Consider the following 19,679-nt stretch of genomic DNA (forward strand, 5'->3'; position numbering starts at 1 on the left):
GATCAGCATGTAAAAGCGAAGCCCCCCGGCTTCGCTTTTCGTCCGTCATTTCGGAAGCATGTCCCGGACCGCCCGTCTCAGCAGCTTCCCGGTCGCGTTCTTCGGAATCTCATCAAGAAAAACTACTTCCGCCGGCCGTTTATATTTTGCCAAATGTGTTTCACAGTAATCAAAAACCGCCTGCTCTGTCAGCTCACCGTCCCCAGGCACTATATAAGCATGCACCGCTTCCCCCGTTTTGGCGTCAGGAACGCCGATGACCACGGCTTCTTTAATGCCCTCATGGCTGTAGAGCACTTCTTCTACTTCGCGCGGATAGACGTTGTATCCGCCGACGAGAATCATATCTTTTTTTCTGTCGACGATATAAAAATAACCGTCTTCGTCGCGCTTCGCCAAATCACCCGTGTACAGCCAGCCGTCTTTCAGCGCGTGCTCCGTCTCCTCGGGCATCTTGTAATAGCCTTTCATCACATTCGGCCCTTTCACGATCAATTCTCCCACTTGATGGTCGGGCAATTCGCGTCCGAGTGTATCGACGACTTTATTTTCGACATGTAAAATATTCGTCCCGATCGAGCCGGGCTTTCTCCCCCGGTCAAACGGATTAAAACAAGTAACCGGCGACGCTTCAGAAAGTCCGTACCCCTCCAGAATGGTGACGTCAAAGGTTTGTTCAAACGTCTGCAACAGAGCGACCGGCATGGAGGCGCCGCCTGAAATGCACAGTCTGACGGACGCAAAATCCTCCGCCTTGCCGTGCTCGTATTGATACAGATAGTTATACATCGTCGGAACGCCGGCAAAAATGGTTGCCTGACGGCTTTTAATCAGTTTAAACACAGAAGCCGGGCTGAATTGCGGCTCGATTAAGACACACGCTCCGCTCATCAGAGGCGCATTCATACAAACGGTTAAACAAAAAACGTGAAACATCGGCAATGCCGCCACAATTTTGTCTTTCTCATTCATTCCTAAGTATCCGGCGACATCATTTGCATTGGAGAAAAGATTCTGTTGGGTGAGCATGGCGCCTTTCGGTTTTCCGGTCGTCCCTGAGGTGTATAAAATGACGGCAGTATCATCTTTTGACAATGTCGGATAAGTTCTGCTGCGCTCCGCCGGGCGAAGCATTTTTGTAAACGTTGTCATTTTTAAGCGCAATTGAGGGTCTTCTGTCGATGGAGCGTTCTCTGCTGTCTGGCTGATAATGATATGCTCCAGCAGCGGCAGCGAGCCGTGCAGGCTTTCAAATACGGGAATTAATAGATCGATGCCGGCGATCGCTTTGACATCGCCGTTTTTCAGCATGTATGCGATTTCTGAAGGTGTATATGCCGGATTAACAGGTATGACGACAATTCCCGCTTTTAACGCGCCGAAAAACGCAATAACAAAATCAGGCGTATTTCCGAGCAGCAGCGCGAGATGATCCCCTTTTTTCAGTCCCCTGTCCTCCAAGCCGTTTGCAAATGCTTTGATTTTACCTGCCAGCTCCTCATACGTCATGTACTGATCTTGAAACAGACAAGCTGGTTTTTCCGGTTTCTGCGATGCCGTTTCTTCCAATTTGGAAACCAGATTCATTTTCCCACCCCTTTAAAAATGTAATGAATGAATAGTCATTCATTTATCCGGAATAAACGTTCACTTTTATTATAGAAAAATATAGAAAAACACTCAAGGGCAAAAAGCCCCGAGTGCCGTAAAACCGGAAACTATAATTGTTTCAGCGCTTCACTGACCGGCGTGCCGCCCGCCGTCAGATCGAATGCTTTTTCATACGTATTCGGTTCATCAAGGGATGCGATAACGGTCTTGGCGACATCGTCTCTTGAAATGGAGCCTCTTTCTAAATCGGCCGCGGCTTTGATATTTCCCGTGCCGGGATCATTTAATAACCCGCCCGGCCGGATAATCGTATACGTCAGACCGCTCGCTTCAAGAATTTTATCCGCATAATGCTTTGCGGCGTAATACGGCTTCAGCGCTTCATTCCAATTGCCGCGGTTATGAGCCTGAAGGGCGCTTACCATAATGAACCGCTTGATGCCGGCTTTCTTTGCCGCTTCTACCGCTTTCGCCGCTCCGTCAAGATCAATCAAAAGCGTCTTATCGTATCCGGTGCTTCCTCCTGATCCGGCGGTAAACACAATCGCGTCACAGCCTTCGGCGGCTTTCGCGATGTCTTCCGGGCTTCCTTCCAAATCTGCAAGAACGGCTTCTGTTCCCGCGGCTTGAAGCGCTTCTTTCTGCTCTTGTTTCCGGACCATCGCCCGCAGCGTATGCGTGCCGTCTTTTTGAAACAGCCCGGTCAGCCGCTGTCCGATCTGTCCGTTTGCTCCGATGAGAAATACTTTCATCATGATCCCTCCCTATTCATTATGGTTCTATCATTTCACAAAAACGGGCGCTGATTCAAATCATGCGTTCGGCAAATGCTCTAATAAATCAGCTCGAGGAAATCTTCCAGCTCTATTTTGCCGAAATACTGTTTCAGATCGATTCCGGCCAGCGCCTCCCTGATAGCGGTTCGGTCATACTGTTTTCCGGTCAGTGCCTGTTCGACTTCACTCACATCTTTCGCACCGAAGAAATCACCGAAAATTTTGCAGTCCTGAATGATTCCTTTTTTCACTTCAAGACGCAGATCAATCGATCCGACCGGATAACGTTTCGAATGCTGAAGATTAAATGCGGGCGACCTTCCGAAATTCCAGTCCCAGTTTTGATAGCGCTCTTCGGAAATCTTCCGGATCGCTTTCCAGTCTTCATCGGTCAGTTTATATTCCGGCACTTCGGAAAGATCATTTGTATTAAAAATATGGTGAAGCAGGTGCTTTTTGAATTCGTCCGCCGTCATTTTGTCATCAAGAAACTCGCTGATGTTGGCGACACGGCTTCTGATTGACTTAATGCCTTTTGATTCGATTTTGTCTTTTTTCACTTTCAAGGCTGACACGACATGATCAATGGCGGAATCCAGCATTAATGTTCCGTGGCTGAAAATACGCCCTTTCGTCGAAAATTGAGCGTTGCCGGAAATTTTTCTGCCGTCCGCGACGATGTCGTTTCGGCCGCTTAATTCAGCTTCCACACCGAGCTGGCGCAGCGCCTGAATAACGGGTTCGGTGAATTTTTTAAAATTGTGAAAGCTGTCGCCGTCATCCTTGGTGATAAAACTGAAATTCAGATTCCCGAGGTCATGGTAAACCGCACCGCCCCCTGACAGCCTGCGGACGACGATGATTCCGTTATCTTCTACGTATTTCGTATTGATTTCTTCTATTGTGTTTTGGTTCTTCCCGATGATAATCGAGGGCTGATTGACATAAAACAGCAGGTATGTCTGTTCAGGGTCGAGATGCTTCACGCAATATTCCTCGATCGCGAGGTTGATCCTCGGGTCGGTTATGTTTTGATTGTCGATAAATAACATGGTGCTCCTCCTTTATTTCTCCCACTTCAATCCGGAAGCGGCGATTGTCACTTCGCCCCCGAACACGGATTCCGCTTCTTCTTTCAGCTTCCGGTGCTCGCCGAAATGAGGCAGATGCGTGAGAATCAGCTCCCCCGCTCCGGCCTCCTTCGCGATACGTCCGGCTTCCAAACTGTTCATATGGCCGGCTGACGTGCCGTCCTGGTCTGCGTAAAAATTGCACTCACAGATCAGCAGATCGGCATTTTCCGCAAACGGGATAAACGCGTCCTGGTAGCTTGAATCAGCCGTATACACAACAGAAGCTGAACCGTCAGTAATCCGCATCGCATAACAAGTGACCGGATGCACCGTTTTCAGAAAGGTAATGGTGAACGGCCCGGCAGAAAGCGGGCGGTCCGGCTGATAGGCCACTCCTTTTGTATGCGATTTATATGTAAGACGCTCAAACTGTTCTATATCAGCATCATGCCCGTAAATCGGCAGTGCATGCGTCCCTTTTCCGAGAAAGGAGCCGACCTGTTTGGCAAATTGAAGCGGCCCGATATCAGCGATGTGATCATGATGATAATGGGACAAAATGACGGCATCAAGCTCTTCTGCCGGAACATAGGCAAACAGCTTTGATAATACGGCGCTTCCGCAATCGACGAGCAGAGAATAGCCGCCGGACTGAAACAGATAGCCTGAAGTTGCTTCGTTTGCGGCCGGAAACCCGCCGCAGCATCCAATAACTGTAACTTTCATATAATCCTCCGAATGTTTATGATAAAAAGTTCCTTTCCTCCAATATACCTATTTTTCGTACAAATTGCATGTTTTAAACATTGTGCCAAAACAGCCGTTGATTTTCTCAAACTGTTATAATACAATGTAAAGACAAAACAATGAAAGAGGGATGGGTATGTTGGAAAAGATGTCGGATTTTTTCAGAAATTTACCCGGTAAGAAATGCGAAGAATGCGGAAATGAGATTGTTGAGCAGTATGAGTGTCACATTAATTTGTGTAATGACTGCTTGAAAATTAAGGATATGTGACAATAGGGCGCCGCACAATTCTAAGTTGTGCGGCGCCCGTTTTTTTCGTCCGTCATCATACTTTCTGAATAGGGCGTTATTCACCATTATTAGCAATTATCTGTACGTTTTAAAATATTCAGTATTTTCAATCTATATTTTTCTATAGACGGATTGTTTTCTTTTCTATTATAATTTGTTCTAATAGCTATCTTTTTAGATACTTATTGCACTTTTTTCTTCGGGAGGTAATCTATGAAAAAATTACGCTTTGGACTAGCGACGCAAATTTTCGTCGGACTCATACTAGGGGTTGTAGTCGGTGTCATCTGGTACGGCAATCCCGCCATTCCAACATATTTACAGCCTATCGGCGATTTGTTTTTACGCTTAATCAAAATGATAGTGATTCCAATTGTCGTCTCCAGCTTAATCATCGGCGTTGCCGGCGCGGGAAGCGGAAAACAAGTCGGAAAATTAGGCTTCAAAACGATTTTGTATTTTGAGATCATTACCACTTTTGCCATTATTCTCGGGCTGGCTTTGGCGAATCTGTTTCATCCGGGAACAGGCGTTAATATACATGAAGCTCAAAAGACAGATATCAGTCAATATGTTGAAACAGAAAAAGAACAAAATAACAAATCTATCGCAGACACATTCCTGCATATCGTACCGACAAACTTCTTCCAATCATTAGCCGAAGGAGATCTGCTTGCCATTATCTGCTTTACCGTGCTGTTTGCACTCGGCATCTCGGCAATCGGTGAAAAAGGAAAGCCTGTCTTGGCCTTCTTTGAAGGTGTTTCTCATGCGATGTTCCATGTTGTGAACCTGGTCATGAAAGTTGCGCCGTTTGGTGTTTTTGCGTTGATTGGTGTTACCGTTTCCAAATTTGGGCTCAGTTCCCTGCTTTCACTCGGTAAACTGGTCGGTTTAGTATATGTAGCTTTGGCTTTCTTTCTCATTGTTGTATTCGGAATCGTCGGAAAGCTTGCCGGAGTAAACATTTTCAAATTCCTCGCCTATATGAAGGATGAAATTTTATTAGCGTTCAGTACGTCAAGCTCCGAAACCGTACTCCCCCGCGTTATGGAAAAAATGGAGAAAATCGGCTGTCCGAAAGGTATTGTTTCCTTTGTTGTGCCGATCGGATATACCTTTAACTTAGACGGATCTGTGCTGTACCAATCTATCGCCGCTTTATTCCTCGCTCAGGTATACCACATTGACTTGTCCATTTGGCAGCAGATTACCCTTGTGCTTGTCTTGATGGTCACTTCCAAAGGAATGGCTGCCGTGCCCGGGACTTCTTTCGTCGTCCTGCTTGCGACATTAGGCGCATTCAACATTCCTGCAGAAGGCCTTGCATTCATCGCCGGGGTTGACCGGATTATGGACATGGCCCGTACGGTCGTCAATCTGACCGGAAACGCGCTGGCATCCGTTGTGATGTCAAAATGGGAAGGCCAGTATGATCCCGTTAAAGGCGCGAAGGTCATGAGCCTCGCCAAAACAGAACAAAACACAACCATCTCAGGTTAAAATAAACTCTGCACGGAATGATTTCCGCGCAGGGTTTTTTATGCCATCGGCGATAGAACGTACCGATGCAAAAGCTTCGCCGTATTAAGAAGCGATAATTCATGCGTGCGTTCAAAAGCGTGTGAAGCGTCAATTCCCGGGCCGATCAGCCCGTGGACGATGTCATGGCCCGAACGGATGGCTGCTGAGGCATCAGAACCGTAATACGGATAAATATCAAGCTGATAATCAATGCCATAGCGCTCCGCAAGCCCGGCCAGATGTTTTCTGAGCTGATAATGGTACGGGCCGCTCGCATCCTTCACGCAAATGGAGACGGTATATTCATCCGTAGACTGGCCGTCGCCGATCGCTCCCATATCAACAGCCAAGTATTCGACGGTCTCAGGAGGAATGTTGGAATTGCCGCCGTAGCCGATTTCTTCATTATTAGAAATCAGAAAATGCGTCGTATACGGAAGTTCGATTTTCTCTTCCGTGATGCGGCGGATTAAATTCAAGAGCAGTGCCACGCTCGCTTTGTCATCAAGATGCCGGGACTTAATAAAGCCGCTCGGCGTAATCTGCACACGCGGGTCAAATGAGATGAAATCGCCGACCCTGATGCCGAGATCGGACGTCTCTTCCTTCGTCCGGACAGGCTCATCAAGGCGGACTTCCATATTCTCCTGATTCCGCTCTGCCTTGCCGGCGTCCTTGTAGACGTGCACTGAAGTCTGATGCATTAAGATGGTGCCTGTATAGGTTTTGCCGGAAGAAGTTTGGATCTCGCAATATTCCCCTTCAATCGAGTTATATCGGAAGCCGCCGATCAAGTCAATCTTCAGCCGGCCGTCCGCCTTTATCTCCTTTACCATCGCGCCGAGCGTATCGACATGCGCCGTCAGCAATCTGTGTTTCTTGTCATCACGGCCGGGAATTGTGACAAAAAGACCGCCTTTGCGGTTTCTGTAAGAGGAGACGCCCCATTCTTTTAAAAGACTTTCTGTATAGGCGATAACCTCGTATGTATTGCCCGTCGGACTCGGAATCGACACCAATTCTTTAATCAGTTCCATCGTATGTTTCATATTTTCCACAGGTCATTCCTCCTATCAATTTTATTCTTCTTAAAATATACTCTTTTGATCCATAACCCGTCCAATCTTTTCCTTCTCTTTTTTCATAGAATGAAGGGAGCATGAGCATAGGAGGGAAATGTATGATCAGCCGTAAACCGCACAAGCGGAAAAGATTTCATAATGATTGGTTTGAGGATTGGTTTGAGGATAATTGGTCTGGTGCAGCCTTCTGGGGCTGTAAAAAAGAAAAAGATCACTGTAAAAAGAAAAAAGAAGACCCTTGTAAAAAGAAGAAAGATAAAAAGAAGCATCATCATTCATGCTGCCGCTGCCGTCATTGGTAATCGTTCACACAAGCCCGTTTTACAAATAGATTCTCATGCTCCCCAAACAGCGGATGCTGCTTGGGTTTTTTTATTAAAATTAGTACCAAGTAATAATATCAGGTGTTATAATCTGATATAAAGGAGTGATTTTTTCATGTCAAAATCTAAAATTACAGCAATCGGTACATATGCTCCGGCACGCCGATTAACAAACGCGGATTTGGAGCGCATCGTCGATACATCTGATGAATGGATCGTCCAGCGCACCGGTATGAAGGAAAGACGCATTGCCGGCGAACATGAATTCACATCGGATTTGTGTGTGGAAGCGGTGAAAAATCTTGCAGAACGATACAGCGGAACTCTTGATGATGTCGATATGATCCTTGTCGCCACAACGACGGCGGACTATGCGTTTCCAAGCACCGCGGCACGCGTGCAGGCTTACTTCGGCTGGCCGCAAACGGGGGCGCTTGATATTAACGCCACATGCGCCGGACTCACTTACGGCCTTCAGCTCGCAGACGCATTAATTACCGCCGGTTCCCATCAAAAAGTGATTGTCATTGCCGGTGAAACATTATCAAAGGTAACGGATTATACTGACCGGACGACCTGCGTTCTTTTCGGAGACGCTGCTGGCGCCCTATTGGTGGAACGCGATGAATCAGCGCCGGGCTTTTTGGCAGCCGTGCAAGGAACAGCGGGAGGCAGCGCGGACGTGCTGTATCGCACGGGACTGAGCGCAGAATTAAACGGCGAGCCGCTTAAAGGCGGAGGAAACATGGTGCAAAACGGGCGCGAAGTATATAAATGGGCGGCCAGAACAGTGCCTGAGGAATGCAATGCCCTTTTAGAAAAAGCCGGCTTTTCAAAAGACGATCTGGATTGGTTCGTTCCTCACAGCGCCAACATGCGGATGATCGAATCCATCTGTGAAAAACTGCCCTTCCCGCTTGAACGGACATTGACAAGCGTTGAATATTACGGCAACACTTCATCGGTTTCTATTATTCTCGCTTTGGATGAAGCTGTGAAAGCAAAAAAACTGTCGGAAGGCCAGACGCTGGTATTATTCGGGTTCGGCGGAGGATTGACGTATACCGGACTGTTGGTGAGATGGGGATTTTAATAGCACGACGATCGAAATCTAAAAAAAAAGAGGCCCTGAGCATCTGCTCAGAGCCTCTTTTTCTTATGCTGTTATTTCTTCTTCCGTTTTGTGTTCTTTTTTGCTTTGCACCGTAAAATACACGATGGTCAGCGCGATCATGACAACGGCGATGCCTAACAGAATGGATGCCTGCTGCCACATATAGCCGTAATCGCCATTTGAAATGACGGCGCGGAACCCGTTGATGCTGTAAGTCATCGGCAGTGCCCCGTGAATCACTTGATAGAATCCCGGCAGGAGTTCAAGCGGGAAGGTTCCTCCGCTTGCCCCGAGCTGGAGCACCAGAATGATGACAGCGATAAAGCGTCCCGGATTTCCCATCGTTGTCGCCAATAATTGAATCATGGACAGGAACGCGATGCTGGTAATCATCGTAAAGAGATAGAATCTCCAAGTGCTCTCCACATCAAGCCCGATTCCTTTTAACAGAACCGTGGCGACAATAACAGATTGAATCAGTCCGACAAGCAGAATAACGCTGAATTTGCTGAGGAACCATTCAAAACCGTTTCTCGGACGCCCTGAAGCTTCACTCAGAGGGAATACGACCGTCAGCATCAATCCGCCGACATACAAGCCCATAGAGAGAATATAAGGCGTCAGTCCGGTACCGTAGTTAGGCACGGAATGAATCGCGTTATCGTCCGTTTTTACCGGATCGGCAAACATGCTGTACGTTTTGTCATCTGTCTTAATGTCCCCGGTTTGATCGGCCGCATCTTTCAGCTGGCTGGACAATTGTCCGGTGCCGTCTAAAAGCTTGCTTAAACCGGTGCCGAGAGATGCTTGACCCTGCTCAATTTTGGACGAGCCGTCATGGATTTTGTTTTGCGCATCCAGGAGTTTCGTTAAGCCGCCTGATACTTGGCCGCTCCCTGACACTAACGCTTCTGATCCTGATTTGAGCTGTCCGAACTTGCTGTTGTATTCACCGATGCCGGCCGTCAGTTTGTTTTGGCTTTCAAAGACGGTCTGCGCTCCGCTGTACAATTTATCAGTTCCAGCTGTCAGCTGGTTAATCGCGTCTTGTACCGCCGCTGCGCCGTTATACAGTTTCGATGTGGACTGAGGCAGTGCTTTCAGCTGATCAGCCTTCGCTTTTACATCTTTGAGCGCGTTTTTTATGACTGACATATCCGGAAGCTGAATATCTCCGCCGGACGGAAGCTGGCTGACGATATTGTCTAAATCCGGAAGGTCGGCCTTCGGAAGCTTCTCATTCAGTAGCTGAACAAGTTTCGCTTTTTGCTCATCCGTTAAGAAATCACTGTCCTTAATCACCTTTTTGACCGCGTCATCCCGGGCATCCAGGTTGTTTTTCAGATCAGAAAGCTTCTTCTTAAACTGCTGCAGGTCCTTTTCAGTCTGCTCGAGCTGCCCAACCGCGTTTTCAATGTCTGACAGGTTGACTGAATTGATCGCATCTTCAAATGCCGCCGCTTTTTGCGACACTTCCTGCGCCTTGCTGTTTAACGCGCTTAATCCATTCGTTAAATCCGGAAGCTTTTGCTGGAGCTGCTTTTGTGCGTCAAGGCTTGTTTTCAGCCCGCTGGCCACTTGGCCTCCTCCTGAAGCAATCTGTCCTGATTTATCTTGAATTTCGGCGCTTGCGCTCTGAAGTTTTGCGATAGAGCTGTCAAGCGTTTGAATTCCGCTTGTCACTTTCGCCGCTCCGTCTGCAAGCTGCTGCGTTTTATCGCTGATGGTGGCGGTGCTTTCAGTAAGCTTCGCTAAATTTTCCTTCAGCTTGGCGCTGCCGTCTTTCGCGTTTTTCGTGCCGTCGTCTATTTTCTTGGCTCCGCTGCTGGCTTTGCCGAGCCCTTTGGCAATATCTTTAAAGTTATCAAAAATAACTTTTGCGTATTGCTCTGTCACTTCTTTCGACACGGAGGCTTTCAGTTTGTCGATCGCCTTTTCCCCGATTGTCGCGCCGACATAGTTTGATCCGGCATTCGTATGATATTTCAGATCCAGCTTCTTCGGATTTTTATCCATTACCGTGCTGGCGTTTTTCGAAAAATCTTCAGGAATCTCGACCAATAAATAATATTTAGCATTTAATAAGTCCTTTAACGATTGATCAAGATCGCTTGAAAAATGCCAATCAAAATTATCATTTTTCTTTAACTCTTTCACAAGATCGTCACCGATCTGAAGATGTTTCCCTTCGTAGTCCGCCCCTTTATCCTGGTTGACAACGACAACCGGCAGCTGATCCACCGTGCCGTACGGGTCCCAGTACGCCTTCAAAAACACTCCGCTGTAGATCAGCGGAACGAATAATATGGCAATGATGGGGATTAACAGTTTCTTGTTCGTTACAATGTCTTTCCACTGGCTTTTTATTGTATTCAACCCTGTTGCCTCCTTCCGCAAACTGACTCATTTGACAAAACGGTCACGGCACCTAAAAAGTGAAGGATCATCTATTATTTAGATAATCCTTGACCAACATACATTTCCAGCAATTCGGCGATCGTCTCTTTTTCAAGAGGCGGATGGTTTTTTTCCCAGTCAAATATCAGCGCGATGTAGAGCTTGAGCATCACAAAAGCGGTCAGTTCCGGATCACACGGTTTAATGCTTCCGTTTTCAATGGCTGTTTCTATCTTTTCTTTAATGTATGACAGAATGGCCCGCTCCATTTTCGCAATGACATCCTGAACGGCTATTGTACCAATCTCGGCGTTCTCCTGAAAAATTTTAATAGTCAGCTGGTGTGTTTTTCTGAATTCCAAAATCGCGACAAGCGCCCGGTGGACATTTTCGTGAAATGAAAGCTCCGGTTTCATCGCTTCGTCTGCGTGTTCCTTCATTTCTCTTAAAATAGTGGTGAAAATATCATCAAACAGTTCTTCTTTGTTTTTGAAAAACGTGTAGATGGTTCCCTTCCCCACATTTGCAAGCTTTGCCACCAGATCCATTGTCGTTGCTTTGTAGCCGAATTGTGTAAAAGACTTCGTTGCCGCTTCCAGAATGAGCTTTTTCCGATCGACGGACATGTTTCCCACCTCGTTAAATTGACCGTTTGAACGTTTTAGTCATTTTGTACATAAGATAACTTATCACAGTCGCAAAGAAGATTCAAATGTTTTTTCTCTTTATTGGTGTTCCCTTTACAGAACGGGAACATGCAAAAAAACCTCCGTTTTACGATAACGGAGGCTGGTACGTTTCAAATAAATAAGCCAGTGAATCATATACGGCGGCTTTTCCCTGGTCGATACAGTCGGGGATGCCCACCCCTTCGAAAGATGCGCCCGTCGCGTATACGCCCGGATAGGAAGCTTTCAGCGCATCTCTGAACTCTTTGATGCGCTCCTTATGGCCGACATGGTATTGCGGCATGCTTTCGTTCCAGCGGGTCACACAGGTCATTTCCGGTTCGCCATTCATTTTCATTACTTTTTTCAAATCTTCCATTACGATTTTAATGATCTCGTTATCTGAAAGATCTACGATGGATTCATCTCCGGCCTTTCCGACGTACGCCCTGAGAAGCGTTTTGCCCTCCGGCGCCGCGTGCGGCCATTTTTTATTCGTCCATGTGCAGGCCGTGATGGAGAAGTCGCTGTTTCTTGAGATTACGAATCCCGTACCTTCATGCTCCATCTTGACGGCTCCCTCAGGAAAACCTAAGGCGACGTTGGCAACGGACGTAGAATGCATGTCTTTGAGACATGAAACCGCCGGCAGATCAGAAAGCATTTTCGCCGCGGCTTTATGCGGGGCTGTTACTATGCATCCTTCCGCATAGAGCACTTTGCCGTTATCAAGCGTCACGGAATATCCTTTCTCCTCGCGGCCGATATGGGTGACTTTCGTTCCTTTCATCACCTTTGTCAGCGTAAGCTGCTTTTCCAGCTCCTCCACCAACGTTTGAAGCCCTGTCGTCAGCGTTAAAAACTGGCCCTGCTTTTTGGCCGTCAGCTGCTGTCCCGAAGGCTGCGGACGCGATTTTTTCATACCGAGAATCAGGCTTCTGTGCTTTTGCTCAGTCTGATAGAATTGCGGAAACGTGGACATGAGGCTCAGCTTATCAATATCTCCGGCATAAATCCCTGATAAAAGCGGTTCTATTAAATTCTCAACGACTTCGTCACCGACGCGTCTGCGGAAAAATTCCCCCAGAGACTGATCTTCCTTCGGTTTGCTCGCAGGCAGGACAAAGTCAAGCGCCGCCCGCGCCTTTCCGGGAACAGAAAATAAACCGGTGGAGATGAACGGAGCGATTTTGGTCGGAATGCCCATCACCGCGCCCTTCGGCATCGGATGAAGCGTCTCGTTGACGAGCACGTAAGACTGTCCGGTCGCATTGTTGACGAGCAGATGCTCAAGCCCCAAATCCTTGACGAGCTGCGGCGCGCTTTTTTTCCTTTCCAAAAAAGAATCCGGCCCCCGCTCAATGATGTAGCCGTCTTTATGCGCCGTCTGAATTTTGCCGCCGGCTCTCGGGCCCGCTTCGATCAGGGTGACCTCAAGCGGCAGCTGTTTTTCTTTGATTTCTTTTTCCATGTAGAAGGCGGCGGCTAATCCCGTTATGCCGCCGCCGATGATGACCAGATGTTTTTTATCGCCACTCATTTTTATCGCCTTCTTTACCGTTTAATTCTACTTGTCCAGCTCTTTCAGCACGACCGCTGCAAGCGCGTCGATAAATTCAGGCTGTGCGTTCGGCATGGCCGGACGATAGTAGCTTGCGCCGACTTCTTCGGTCACAGCTTTGCATTCATAATCATTATCGTAAAGCACCTCTAAATGATCGGCAACGAAGCCTGCAGGCACGTATACAAATGCCTTATAAGGATGCTTTTGATTCAGCTCGCGCGTAAGATCCTGCACATCCGGCCCGAGCCACGGATCAGGGGTGTTCCCTTCGCTTTGCCAGCCGACTGCGTAATCGGTAATTCCGGCGCCTTCGGCAATCAGTTTTGCGGATTCCTCCAGCTGGTCAGGATACGGATCGCCGTATTCTTTAATTTTTTCAGGAAGGCTGTGCGCTGAGACGATCAGCATCGCGTCATCCCGTTCTTCTTTCGGCATTGATTCATACGTTTTCTTCACCTGGCCGACCCAATAATCAACGAATTTCGGTTCATCATACCAGCTTTCAACGGACTTGATGGTCAAGCCGCCGAGCTTCTCCGCTTCTTCTTTCGCGCGTTTGTTGTATGACTGGACGCTGAATGTTGAAAAATGAGGGGCGAGCACAAGGCTGACAGCTTCTGTAATGCCGTCTTTATGCATGTCCGCCACCGCGTCTTCAATAAACGGTTCAATATGTTTTAATCCGATATACACTTTGAATGTTACATCATCCTGGATTTCATTTAAACGCTGTGCGAGCTTCTCCGCCTGCTCCTGCGTGATTTTCGCCAGCGGAGAAATGCCTCCGATCGCTTCATATCTGTCTTTTAAATCTTGAAGCATATGAGGCTCCGGCTTTCTTCCGCGTCTGATATGCGTATAATAACGTTCTATGTCCTCTTCTTTGTAAGGCGTTCCGTAAGCCATGACAAGAAGTCCCATTTTCTTTTTGCTGCTCATTTTGTTAAACACCTCTTTTGATGGTCTGTCTACCTTGATTTTGACAGGAAAATCTACTTATAACCAACGATCTGCTCAGGAAGATTGTTCCGTTTTTTTGGCAGCGGAATATTCATGTACAAACGCCGTCAGCTTTTTCAGCGTTTCCGGATTGACATCAGGGAATACGCCGTGCCCTAAATTGAAAATAAACCCGTCCGCTTTCATGCCTTGATCAAGTATCGCTTTCGCTTTTTTCTCGATGACTTCCCAAGGCGCAAGAAGAAGCGACGGATCAAGATTGCCCTGAACCGTTTTTGTAATGCCTTGTTTTCTGGCGTCATCTATGCCGAGTCTCCAATCAAGACCGACGACATCAAGAGGAAGGTCATGCCAATCCCCGGCCAGATGGCTTGCGCCTACGCCGAACATGATCAGCGGAACTTGCTCTGCAGAAAGCTCCCGGAAAATTCTGTCCATCACCGGTTTTATAAACTGCCGGTAATCTTCGCGGTTCAGCGCGCCGACCCATGAATCAAAAATCTGAATGGCTTTTGCGCCGGCGTTAATCTGCGCTTTTGCATAAACGATAATCATGTCCGCGAGCTTGTCCATCAGCATTTGCCACGCTTGCGGCATACTGTGCATAAACGCTTTTGTTTTGTTGTAATTTTTAGAAGGCCCGCCTTCAATCATATAACTGGCCAGCGTAAAAGGCGCTCCCGAAAAACCGATGAGCGGAACATTCAGCTGTTCGTTTACGAGTAATCGGATCGTTTCCAGCACGTAAGGAACATCCTGTTCGGGATTCAGTTCGCCGAGCTTTTCAATATCCGCAGCAGAGCGCACCGGCTGATCGATCACCGGGCCGATTCCGTTTTTTATTTCAACATCCACTCCGATATAAGGAAGCGGCGTCATAATGTCTTTATATAAAATGGCAGCGTCCACTCCGTACTGCTCGACCGGGAGCCTCGTCACATACGCGCACAGCTCGGGCTGATGCGTAATTTCGACTAAGCCGTACTTTTCCTTCAGCTTGCGGTATTCCGGCTGCGACCTCCCCGCCTGTCTCATGTACCAGACAGGGACGTGATTTGTCTTTTCTCCCCGTGCCGCTTTTAAAAACGTATCATTAAACGCTTCTCGTTTACTCATCTGAATTTCCACCTTTCCTCCTGCAACCATACGTTCGTGTTCTTCGCCCATTACACTATACCTTGTTTTTTCAAAAGCGTATAGAATTGAGGCTTAATGTTCAAAAAATCGCCGAATTCATGATTAAGAAGAAAAAAGCTTCGGCTGAACGTATTCCGTTCCCTCTCCTTCTTGATCCGTCTGTGAATTATATGGAACGACTTTGTATGAAGCCCCTGAAAACAGATTGGCGTACGGTATGTCAAAGCTGCCTTTTCCTTTCACTGAATCCAGAAGCTTGTCTTTTCCGTCTTTCTTCTCATATATTCGGTAAACAACCCGATCATCCTTTTGAATATCCCATTTTAATTGAACCGTAATCAGTCCCATCGCCTTAAATGTATAACGGGCCGACAGGGACTTTACCGCCTCCAGCTCAATCGGGCTGCCCAGTTCCTTCACATTTTCAGGCTTTTTGAATGTCCGGCCGTTTTCCCCCGCTTTTGTAACGATATCTTTAAAGAGTCTGACCGGGTATTGGCTTCCGCCTTTCAGGTAATGGGTTTTATCCGTTTTGTCATAGCCCATCCAGACGGCTCCCGTCAGTCCGGGAGTGTATCCCGCAAACCAGGCGTCCTTTGTCGCGCCGGGGACGCCGGTAAATGTGGTCGTGCCGGTTTTCCCCGCCAGGTCACCTTGATAGCTGCCTTGTGAAGCGGTTCCTTCTTTTACGACCTGCTGAAGCATTCTCGTCATATTCCATGCCGTCTGTCCGCTGAAGACGCGCGTTTTGCCGTTTTTAGGCCCGGACAACGTTTCTCCGTCTTCGTCCGTGATTTTCTCTATAAAAAATGGCTTCGTATACATTCCGCTTGCCGCAAAGGTATGATAAGCTCCGGCAAGCTGAAGCGGGGTGACGCCTTCAGACAGACCGCCCAGCGCAATCGCGAGTCCGTTGTCAGAAATGTTCATACCGTTTTTCTCAAGATACGATTTTCCCGTATCTACGCCGATCTGCTTCAATGTCCAGACAGCGGGCGCATTTATGCTGTAAGTGATCGCATCCTGCATCGTCACTTCCCCCTTGTACTGTCCGTCATAATTTTTCGGTTCATACCCGTCGTAGGACGTGAGTTTGTCTTGGAGAAGCGAATACGGTTTGAACTTGTCTTCCTGCATGGCGGGACCGTATACGGCAATCGGCTTAAACGTTGAGCCCGGCTGCCGCTTCGCCGTAACCCTGTTGTATCCTTTTGTCACGTAGTCGCGTCCGCCGACCGCCGCGCGCACGCCTCCGGTTTTATTATCAATAAAGACGGCGCTTCCCTCTGCCGCTTGATCCGTCCCCGGAAAATAGCCGCTTTCCTTCATGAGGGTGTATGCCGTTTTCTGCAGCTTGGAATCAAGTGACGTCCGGATCGTATAGCCGCCTTGAAGCAGCTGTTCACCCGACATCGAATAACGGGATTCCGCCTCCTTGATGACAAGATCGATATAACTGTCAAACCAAGGCGTTTCTGATGTTTTCTTGACATGAAGCCCCAATGTCCGGCCCTGGGCTCTGACGGCTTCCTTGGCGCTGATATAGCCTTGGTCGTTCATCATTGCAAGAATCGTATCGCGGCGTTCTTTATTTTTATCCGGATGCTGAATCGGCGAATAAAGAGATGGCGCCTTCGGAATCGCTGCCAGAACGGCTCCTTCCGCAACGGTTAAATCTTTTACTTCTTTATTAAAGTAGTAGTGGGACGCGGCTTGAATGCCGTAAACGCCATGGCCGAAATAAAGCTGGTTCAGGTACATTTCAAGCAGCTTGTCCTTGCTGTAATCACGCTCAAGATTGATGGCGATAATGACTTCCTTCGTCTTGCGCAAAAATGTTTTATCATGAGTCAGAAAAATGTTTTTCGCCAGCTGCTGGGTGATCGTGCTTCCGCCTTCCACCTTGCCGCCTGCTAAAACATCCCGGAACACCGCCCGGCCGACAGACTTCACATCAATGCCGTGATGTTCGTAAAACCGTTTATCTTCAACGGCGATAAAGGCATCTCTCACATCTTCCGGAACCTGCTGAATGGATACCGGCTCGCGATTTTCCGTATAGAGGCTCGCGATTTTATCACCGTTTTGATCGACGATTTTTGAAGATGCGTGCAGTATTAATTTCTTTTCATCGATGACATAATGGCCGAGAAATATAATGATAATGTATCCGATTAACGCGAGAAAAGCGGTTGCCGCCGCAATTACAGCCGGAATAAAGAATCTTTTTTTCTTTTTCAGCATAAGTCACCTCGCCTTTCTTAACTTGTAGTATGGGAAATATTGTTTCGAATTATGTCAGAATGAGTCGCCAATAGAAACTTATACCACTCTTTTGATATACTAGCAAGCAGGAGGTGGCTGATATGAAGGTTTATATTACATACGGGACAGCCGATTTTTTAAAGACGATTGCAAAGAAACACCCGAGTGAGAATATGGTGCTGATGCAAGGTGAGGATAATGCGGTTTTAATTCATGAAACAAATGGAGAAACCGTTTTTCAGGCGCCCCATTCCTATGAAAGCATCGACAGCGTCGGGGAAATCAAAAATCCGGGCTACGCCGTCCTCAACAACATCGCCGTTACCCAGGAAGGCCGTCCGCTGTTTGAAAACCGGTTTAAAAACCGCGCCGGCAAAGTGGAAAATGAACCCGGTTTTCAAGCCATCCGCGTATTAAGACCGCTCGAAGGCGATACGTATGTCATTTTGACCCTGTGGAAAGAGGAAAAAGCCTTTCAGGATTGGCAGCAGTCAAACTCTTATCAGGAAGCTCATAAAAAACGCGGAACATCTGCCGGCATCGACACGACGTCTATTTTCTCCCGGCCGTCTTATGTAACCGCTTATTACGCAATAGACTAAAAAACCGCCGGAGATTCTCCGGCTTTTTTAATGTCCCGATTTTACGCTTCGTTCTTTGCACCTTCCGCCCGCCTATGAATAACCTGTAGCAATCCTATTTATAAACGGAGTGGTTCAATTGGGGATCGGCGTCTACTCGGTACATCTGCTTTATGTTGCTTTTATCGCGGCCATTATCGTTTTTATGCTTCTCAGAAAAGATACAACCTTTATTTCACTCGCCGGCATTTTTGTGATTGCGCTATGGACGACGCATTCATTCTCCGCTTCGGTCAGCAGCCTGTTTCACAGCTTCACGTATGCCGCCGGAGAATTGCTGCCGACGATTTTTATCATTTGTTTTATCGTGGCGATGAGCGGCCTCTTGACCGAAACCGGTATTAATGAAGCGATGATTTCTCCGTTTGCAAAGCTGATGAAAGGGCCGGCTGTCGCGTATTGGGTTATCGGCTGTCTGATGTTTGCCATCTCTCTTTTTTTCTGGCCGTCACCAGGGGTGGCGCTGATCGGCGCTGTGCTGCTTCCCGCAGCGATCCGGGCGGGCCTTTCTCCGATCGCCGCGGCTATGGCGATGAACCTGTTCGGCCACGGATTCGCTTTATCGGGGGATTACGTCATTCAGGCGGCCCCGAAATTAACGGCCGATGCCGCGGGCATTCCCGTGGGCGATGTCATGCAGGCAAGTATTCCGCTCGTTTTGATCATGGGGTTAACGACGACAATCACCGCTTTCTTCCTCATCATGCGGGATCGAAAAAAAACGAAGGCCCCCCTCTCCTTGGACAGCTCCGGTTCTTTGGACACAAGTATGTATCTGCCGAAAAAACTCAGGGTGATCCTGGCGGTTTTCATTCCGCTTGTTTTTCTCGCCGATATTATCTGCATGATCGTATACCGTCTGCAGGGAAACGAGGCGACGGCACTCGTCGGAGGAACCGCGATCGGCATTCTCCTGATCGTTCATTTCATTGTATATAAAGAGCGGCATTTAGAAAAGATCACCGAGTATTTTATCGGCGGTTTTCAATTCGGCTTTAAAGTATTCGGCCCCGTCATTCCGATCGCGGCCTTCTTTTATCTCGGTGACGCGGGGTTTAAAAGTATTTTGAACACCCCGCTGCCGAAAGGATCTGCGGGGATCGTCAATGACCTCGGATTGGCCCTGTCCCATTCTTTTCCGATGTCCGGAGAATTCGCCGGCATCGCCCTGGCAGCAGTCGGTGCGATTACCGGGCTCGACGGGTCAGGGTTTTCCGGTATATCTCTTGCAGGCTCGATGGCAAAGCTGTTTTCCGCCGCGCTTCATACGGACCCGGCCGTTTTAACGGCGTTGGGCCAGATTTCAGCGATCTGGGTCGGGGGCGGAACATTGGTCCCTTGGGCACTGATCCCCGCTGCGGCTATTTGTAAAGTTGATCCGTTTGAGCTTGCCAGGAAAAACTTTATCCCGGTTGCGGCCGGGCTAGTCGTCACAACGATGGCCGCCATCATCATTCTCCCGTAGCAAAAGGATTGAAATCTTCTGACATTTTCTATACAATCAT

At 48.0% G+C, this 19,679-nt stretch carries 17 protein-coding genes; 6 read left to right on the forward strand and 11 right to left on the reverse strand.

The window, feature by feature from the left end; genetic code table 11:
* Positions 1 to 45: 45 nt before the first annotated feature.
* The 4 genes from CXL14_RS17930 to CXL14_RS17945 form a co-directional block, all read right to left on the reverse strand.
* Positions 46 to 1,587, reverse strand: a complete 1,542-nt coding sequence (locus tag CXL14_RS17930; RefSeq protein ID WP_014417347.1) for a fatty acid--CoA ligase family protein — start codon at positions 1,585 to 1,587, stop codon at positions 46 to 48.
* Between the two features lie 131 nt (positions 1,588 to 1,718).
* Positions 1,719 to 2,363: an SDR family oxidoreductase gene (locus tag CXL14_RS17935; protein ID WP_032863814.1), complete on the reverse strand. Its 645-nt coding sequence runs from the start codon at positions 2,361 to 2,363 to the stop codon at positions 1,719 to 1,721.
* 80 nt (positions 2,364 to 2,443) lie between these two features.
* Positions 2,444 to 3,439 (reverse strand): lipoate--protein ligase, encoded by a 996-nt coding sequence (lplJ, locus tag CXL14_RS17940; protein WP_003155205.1) that lies wholly within the window; start codon positions 3,437 to 3,439, stop codon positions 2,444 to 2,446.
* 12 nt (positions 3,440 to 3,451) lie between these two features.
* The gene (locus CXL14_RS17945; protein ID WP_014417345.1) at positions 3,452 to 4,186 is read right to left on the reverse strand and encodes an MBL fold metallo-hydrolase; all 735 of its coding nucleotides are present in this window, start codon (positions 4,184 to 4,186) and stop codon (positions 3,452 to 3,454) included.
* Between the two features lie 169 nt (positions 4,187 to 4,355).
* On the opposite strand from CXL14_RS17945, the gene yhfH reads away from it, so the two are divergent.
* Positions 4,356 to 4,478, forward strand: coding sequence for a protein YhfH (gene yhfH / locus CXL14_RS17950; RefSeq protein WP_370465857.1), 123 nt, complete (start codon positions 4,356 to 4,358; stop codon positions 4,476 to 4,478).
* A gap of 234 nt (positions 4,479 to 4,712) precedes the next feature.
* Positions 4,713 to 6,002, forward strand: a complete 1,290-nt coding sequence (locus CXL14_RS17955) for a glutamate/proton symporter GltT (protein WP_003155211.1) — start codon at positions 4,713 to 4,715, stop codon at positions 6,000 to 6,002.
* Positions 6,003 to 6,040: 38 nt separating this feature from the next.
* Here the strand turns inward: CXL14_RS17955 and CXL14_RS17960 are convergent, their stop codons facing one another.
* Positions 6,041 to 7,072 carry a M42 family metallopeptidase gene (locus tag CXL14_RS17960; RefSeq protein ID WP_204283013.1) on the reverse strand — a complete coding sequence of 344 codons (1,032 nt, stop codon included), beginning with the start codon at positions 7,070 to 7,072 and terminating at the stop codon, positions 6,041 to 6,043.
* A gap of 131 nt (positions 7,073 to 7,203) precedes the next feature.
* On the opposite strand from CXL14_RS17960, the gene CXL14_RS17965 reads away from it, so the two are divergent.
* Complete coding sequence (locus CXL14_RS17965) at positions 7,204 to 7,407, forward strand: hypothetical protein (RefSeq protein ID WP_021494937.1); 204 nt, start codon at positions 7,204 to 7,206, stop codon at positions 7,405 to 7,407.
* A 136-nt stretch (positions 7,408 to 7,543) separates the two neighbouring features.
* Positions 7,544 to 8,521, forward strand: coding sequence for a beta-ketoacyl-ACP synthase III FabHB (gene fabHB, locus CXL14_RS17970; protein ID WP_014417343.1), 978 nt, complete (start codon positions 7,544 to 7,546; stop codon positions 8,519 to 8,521).
* Between the two features lie 63 nt (positions 8,522 to 8,584).
* On the opposite strand, the gene CXL14_RS17975 is transcribed toward fabHB, so the two are convergent.
* The 6 genes from CXL14_RS17975 to CXL14_RS18000 all read right to left on the reverse strand — a co-directional run bounded on the left by CXL14_RS17975 (position 8,585) and on the right by CXL14_RS18000 (position 17,512).
* Complete coding sequence (locus CXL14_RS17975; protein ID WP_014417342.1) at positions 8,585 to 10,918, reverse strand: YhgE/Pip domain-containing protein; 2,334 nt, start codon at positions 10,916 to 10,918, stop codon at positions 8,585 to 8,587.
* Positions 10,919 to 10,992: 74 nt separating this feature from the next.
* Positions 10,993 to 11,565, reverse strand: coding sequence for a TetR/AcrR family transcriptional regulator (locus CXL14_RS17980; protein ID WP_003155219.1), 573 nt, complete (start codon positions 11,563 to 11,565; stop codon positions 10,993 to 10,995).
* Positions 11,566 to 11,713: 148 nt separating this feature from the next.
* Entirely contained in the window at positions 11,714 to 13,147 is a 1,434-nt protein-coding gene (gene hemY, locus CXL14_RS17985) for a protoporphyrinogen oxidase (protein ID WP_014417341.1), read from the reverse strand.
* Between the two features lie 27 nt (positions 13,148 to 13,174).
* Positions 13,175 to 14,110: a ferrochelatase gene (gene hemH / locus CXL14_RS17990; protein WP_014417340.1), complete on the reverse strand. Its 936-nt coding sequence runs from the start codon at positions 14,108 to 14,110 to the stop codon at positions 13,175 to 13,177.
* Positions 14,111 to 14,185: 75 nt separating this feature from the next.
* A complete protein-coding gene (gene hemE, locus CXL14_RS17995; RefSeq protein ID WP_014417339.1) occupies positions 14,186 to 15,247 on the reverse strand; it encodes a uroporphyrinogen decarboxylase in 1,062 nt (353 codons plus the stop codon).
* A 123-nt stretch (positions 15,248 to 15,370) separates the two neighbouring features.
* Entirely contained in the window at positions 15,371 to 17,512 is a 2,142-nt protein-coding gene (locus CXL14_RS18000) for a transglycosylase domain-containing protein (protein ID WP_014417338.1), read from the reverse strand.
* Positions 17,513 to 17,634: 122 nt separating this feature from the next.
* Here CXL14_RS18000 and hmoB point away from each other — a divergent pair, with 122 nt between their 5' ends.
* Together hmoB and CXL14_RS18010 are read left to right on the forward strand one after the other, a co-directional pair.
* A complete protein-coding gene (gene hmoB, locus CXL14_RS18005) occupies positions 17,635 to 18,135 on the forward strand; it encodes a heme-degrading oxygenase HmoB (RefSeq protein ID WP_014417337.1) in 501 nt (166 codons plus the stop codon).
* A 118-nt stretch (positions 18,136 to 18,253) separates the two neighbouring features.
* Positions 18,254 to 19,639 carry a membrane protein gene (locus CXL14_RS18010; RefSeq protein ID WP_014417336.1) on the forward strand — a complete coding sequence of 462 codons (1,386 nt, stop codon included), beginning with the start codon at positions 18,254 to 18,256 and terminating at the stop codon, positions 19,637 to 19,639.
* The last annotated feature ends 40 nt before the right edge of the window (positions 19,640 to 19,679 follow it).

Origin of the sequence: Bacillus sp. SJ-10 (assembly GCF_002843505.1) — a bacterium.
GTDB lineage: Bacteria > Bacillota > Bacilli > Bacillales > Bacillaceae > Bacillus > Bacillus velezensis.

Excerpts from the sequence above, each read along its gene's own strand:
- CXL14_RS18000 (WP_014417338.1), bottom strand. The coding sequence starts at position 17,512 with ATGCTGAAAAAGAAAAAAAGATTCTTTATTCCGGCTGTAATTGCGGCG.
- CXL14_RS17965 (WP_021494937.1), top strand. The coding sequence starts at position 7,204 with ATGATCAGCCGTAAACCGCACAAGCGGAAAAGATTTCATAATGATTGG.
- CXL14_RS17945 (WP_014417345.1), bottom strand. The coding sequence starts at position 4,186 with ATGAAAGTTACAGTTATTGGATGCTGCGGCGGGTTTCCGGCCGCAAAC.
- CXL14_RS17935 (WP_032863814.1), bottom strand. The coding sequence starts at position 2,363 with ATGAAAGTATTTCTCATCGGAGCAAACGGACAGATCGGACAGCGGCTG.
- hemE (WP_014417339.1), bottom strand. The coding sequence starts at position 15,247 with ATGAGTAAACGAGAAGCGTTTAATGATACGTTTTTAAAAGCGGCACGG.
- yhfH (WP_370465857.1), top strand. The coding sequence starts at position 4,356 with ATGTCGGATTTTTTCAGAAATTTACCCGGTAAGAAATGCGAAGAATGC.
- CXL14_RS17960 (WP_204283013.1), bottom strand. The coding sequence starts at position 7,072 with ATGAAACATACGATGGAACTGATTAAAGAATTGGTGTCGATTCCGAGT.
- lplJ (WP_003155205.1), bottom strand. The coding sequence starts at position 3,439 with ATGTTATTTATCGACAATCAAAACATAACCGACCCGAGGATCAACCTC.
- fabHB (WP_014417343.1), top strand. The coding sequence starts at position 7,544 with ATGTCAAAATCTAAAATTACAGCAATCGGTACATATGCTCCGGCACGC.
- hemY (WP_014417341.1), bottom strand. The coding sequence starts at position 13,147 with ATGAGTGGCGATAAAAAACATCTGGTCATCATCGGCGGCGGCATAACG.
- hemH (WP_014417340.1), bottom strand. The coding sequence starts at position 14,110 with ATGAGCAGCAAAAAGAAAATGGGACTTCTTGTCATGGCTTACGGAACG.
- hmoB (WP_014417337.1), top strand. The coding sequence starts at position 17,635 with ATGAAGGTTTATATTACATACGGGACAGCCGATTTTTTAAAGACGATT.
- CXL14_RS17980 (WP_003155219.1), bottom strand. The coding sequence starts at position 11,565 with ATGTCCGTCGATCGGAAAAAGCTCATTCTGGAAGCGGCAACGAAGTCT.
- CXL14_RS17955 (WP_003155211.1), top strand. The coding sequence starts at position 4,713 with ATGAAAAAATTACGCTTTGGACTAGCGACGCAAATTTTCGTCGGACTC.
- CXL14_RS17930 (WP_014417347.1), bottom strand. The coding sequence starts at position 1,587 with ATGAATCTGGTTTCCAAATTGGAAGAAACGGCATCGCAGAAACCGGAA.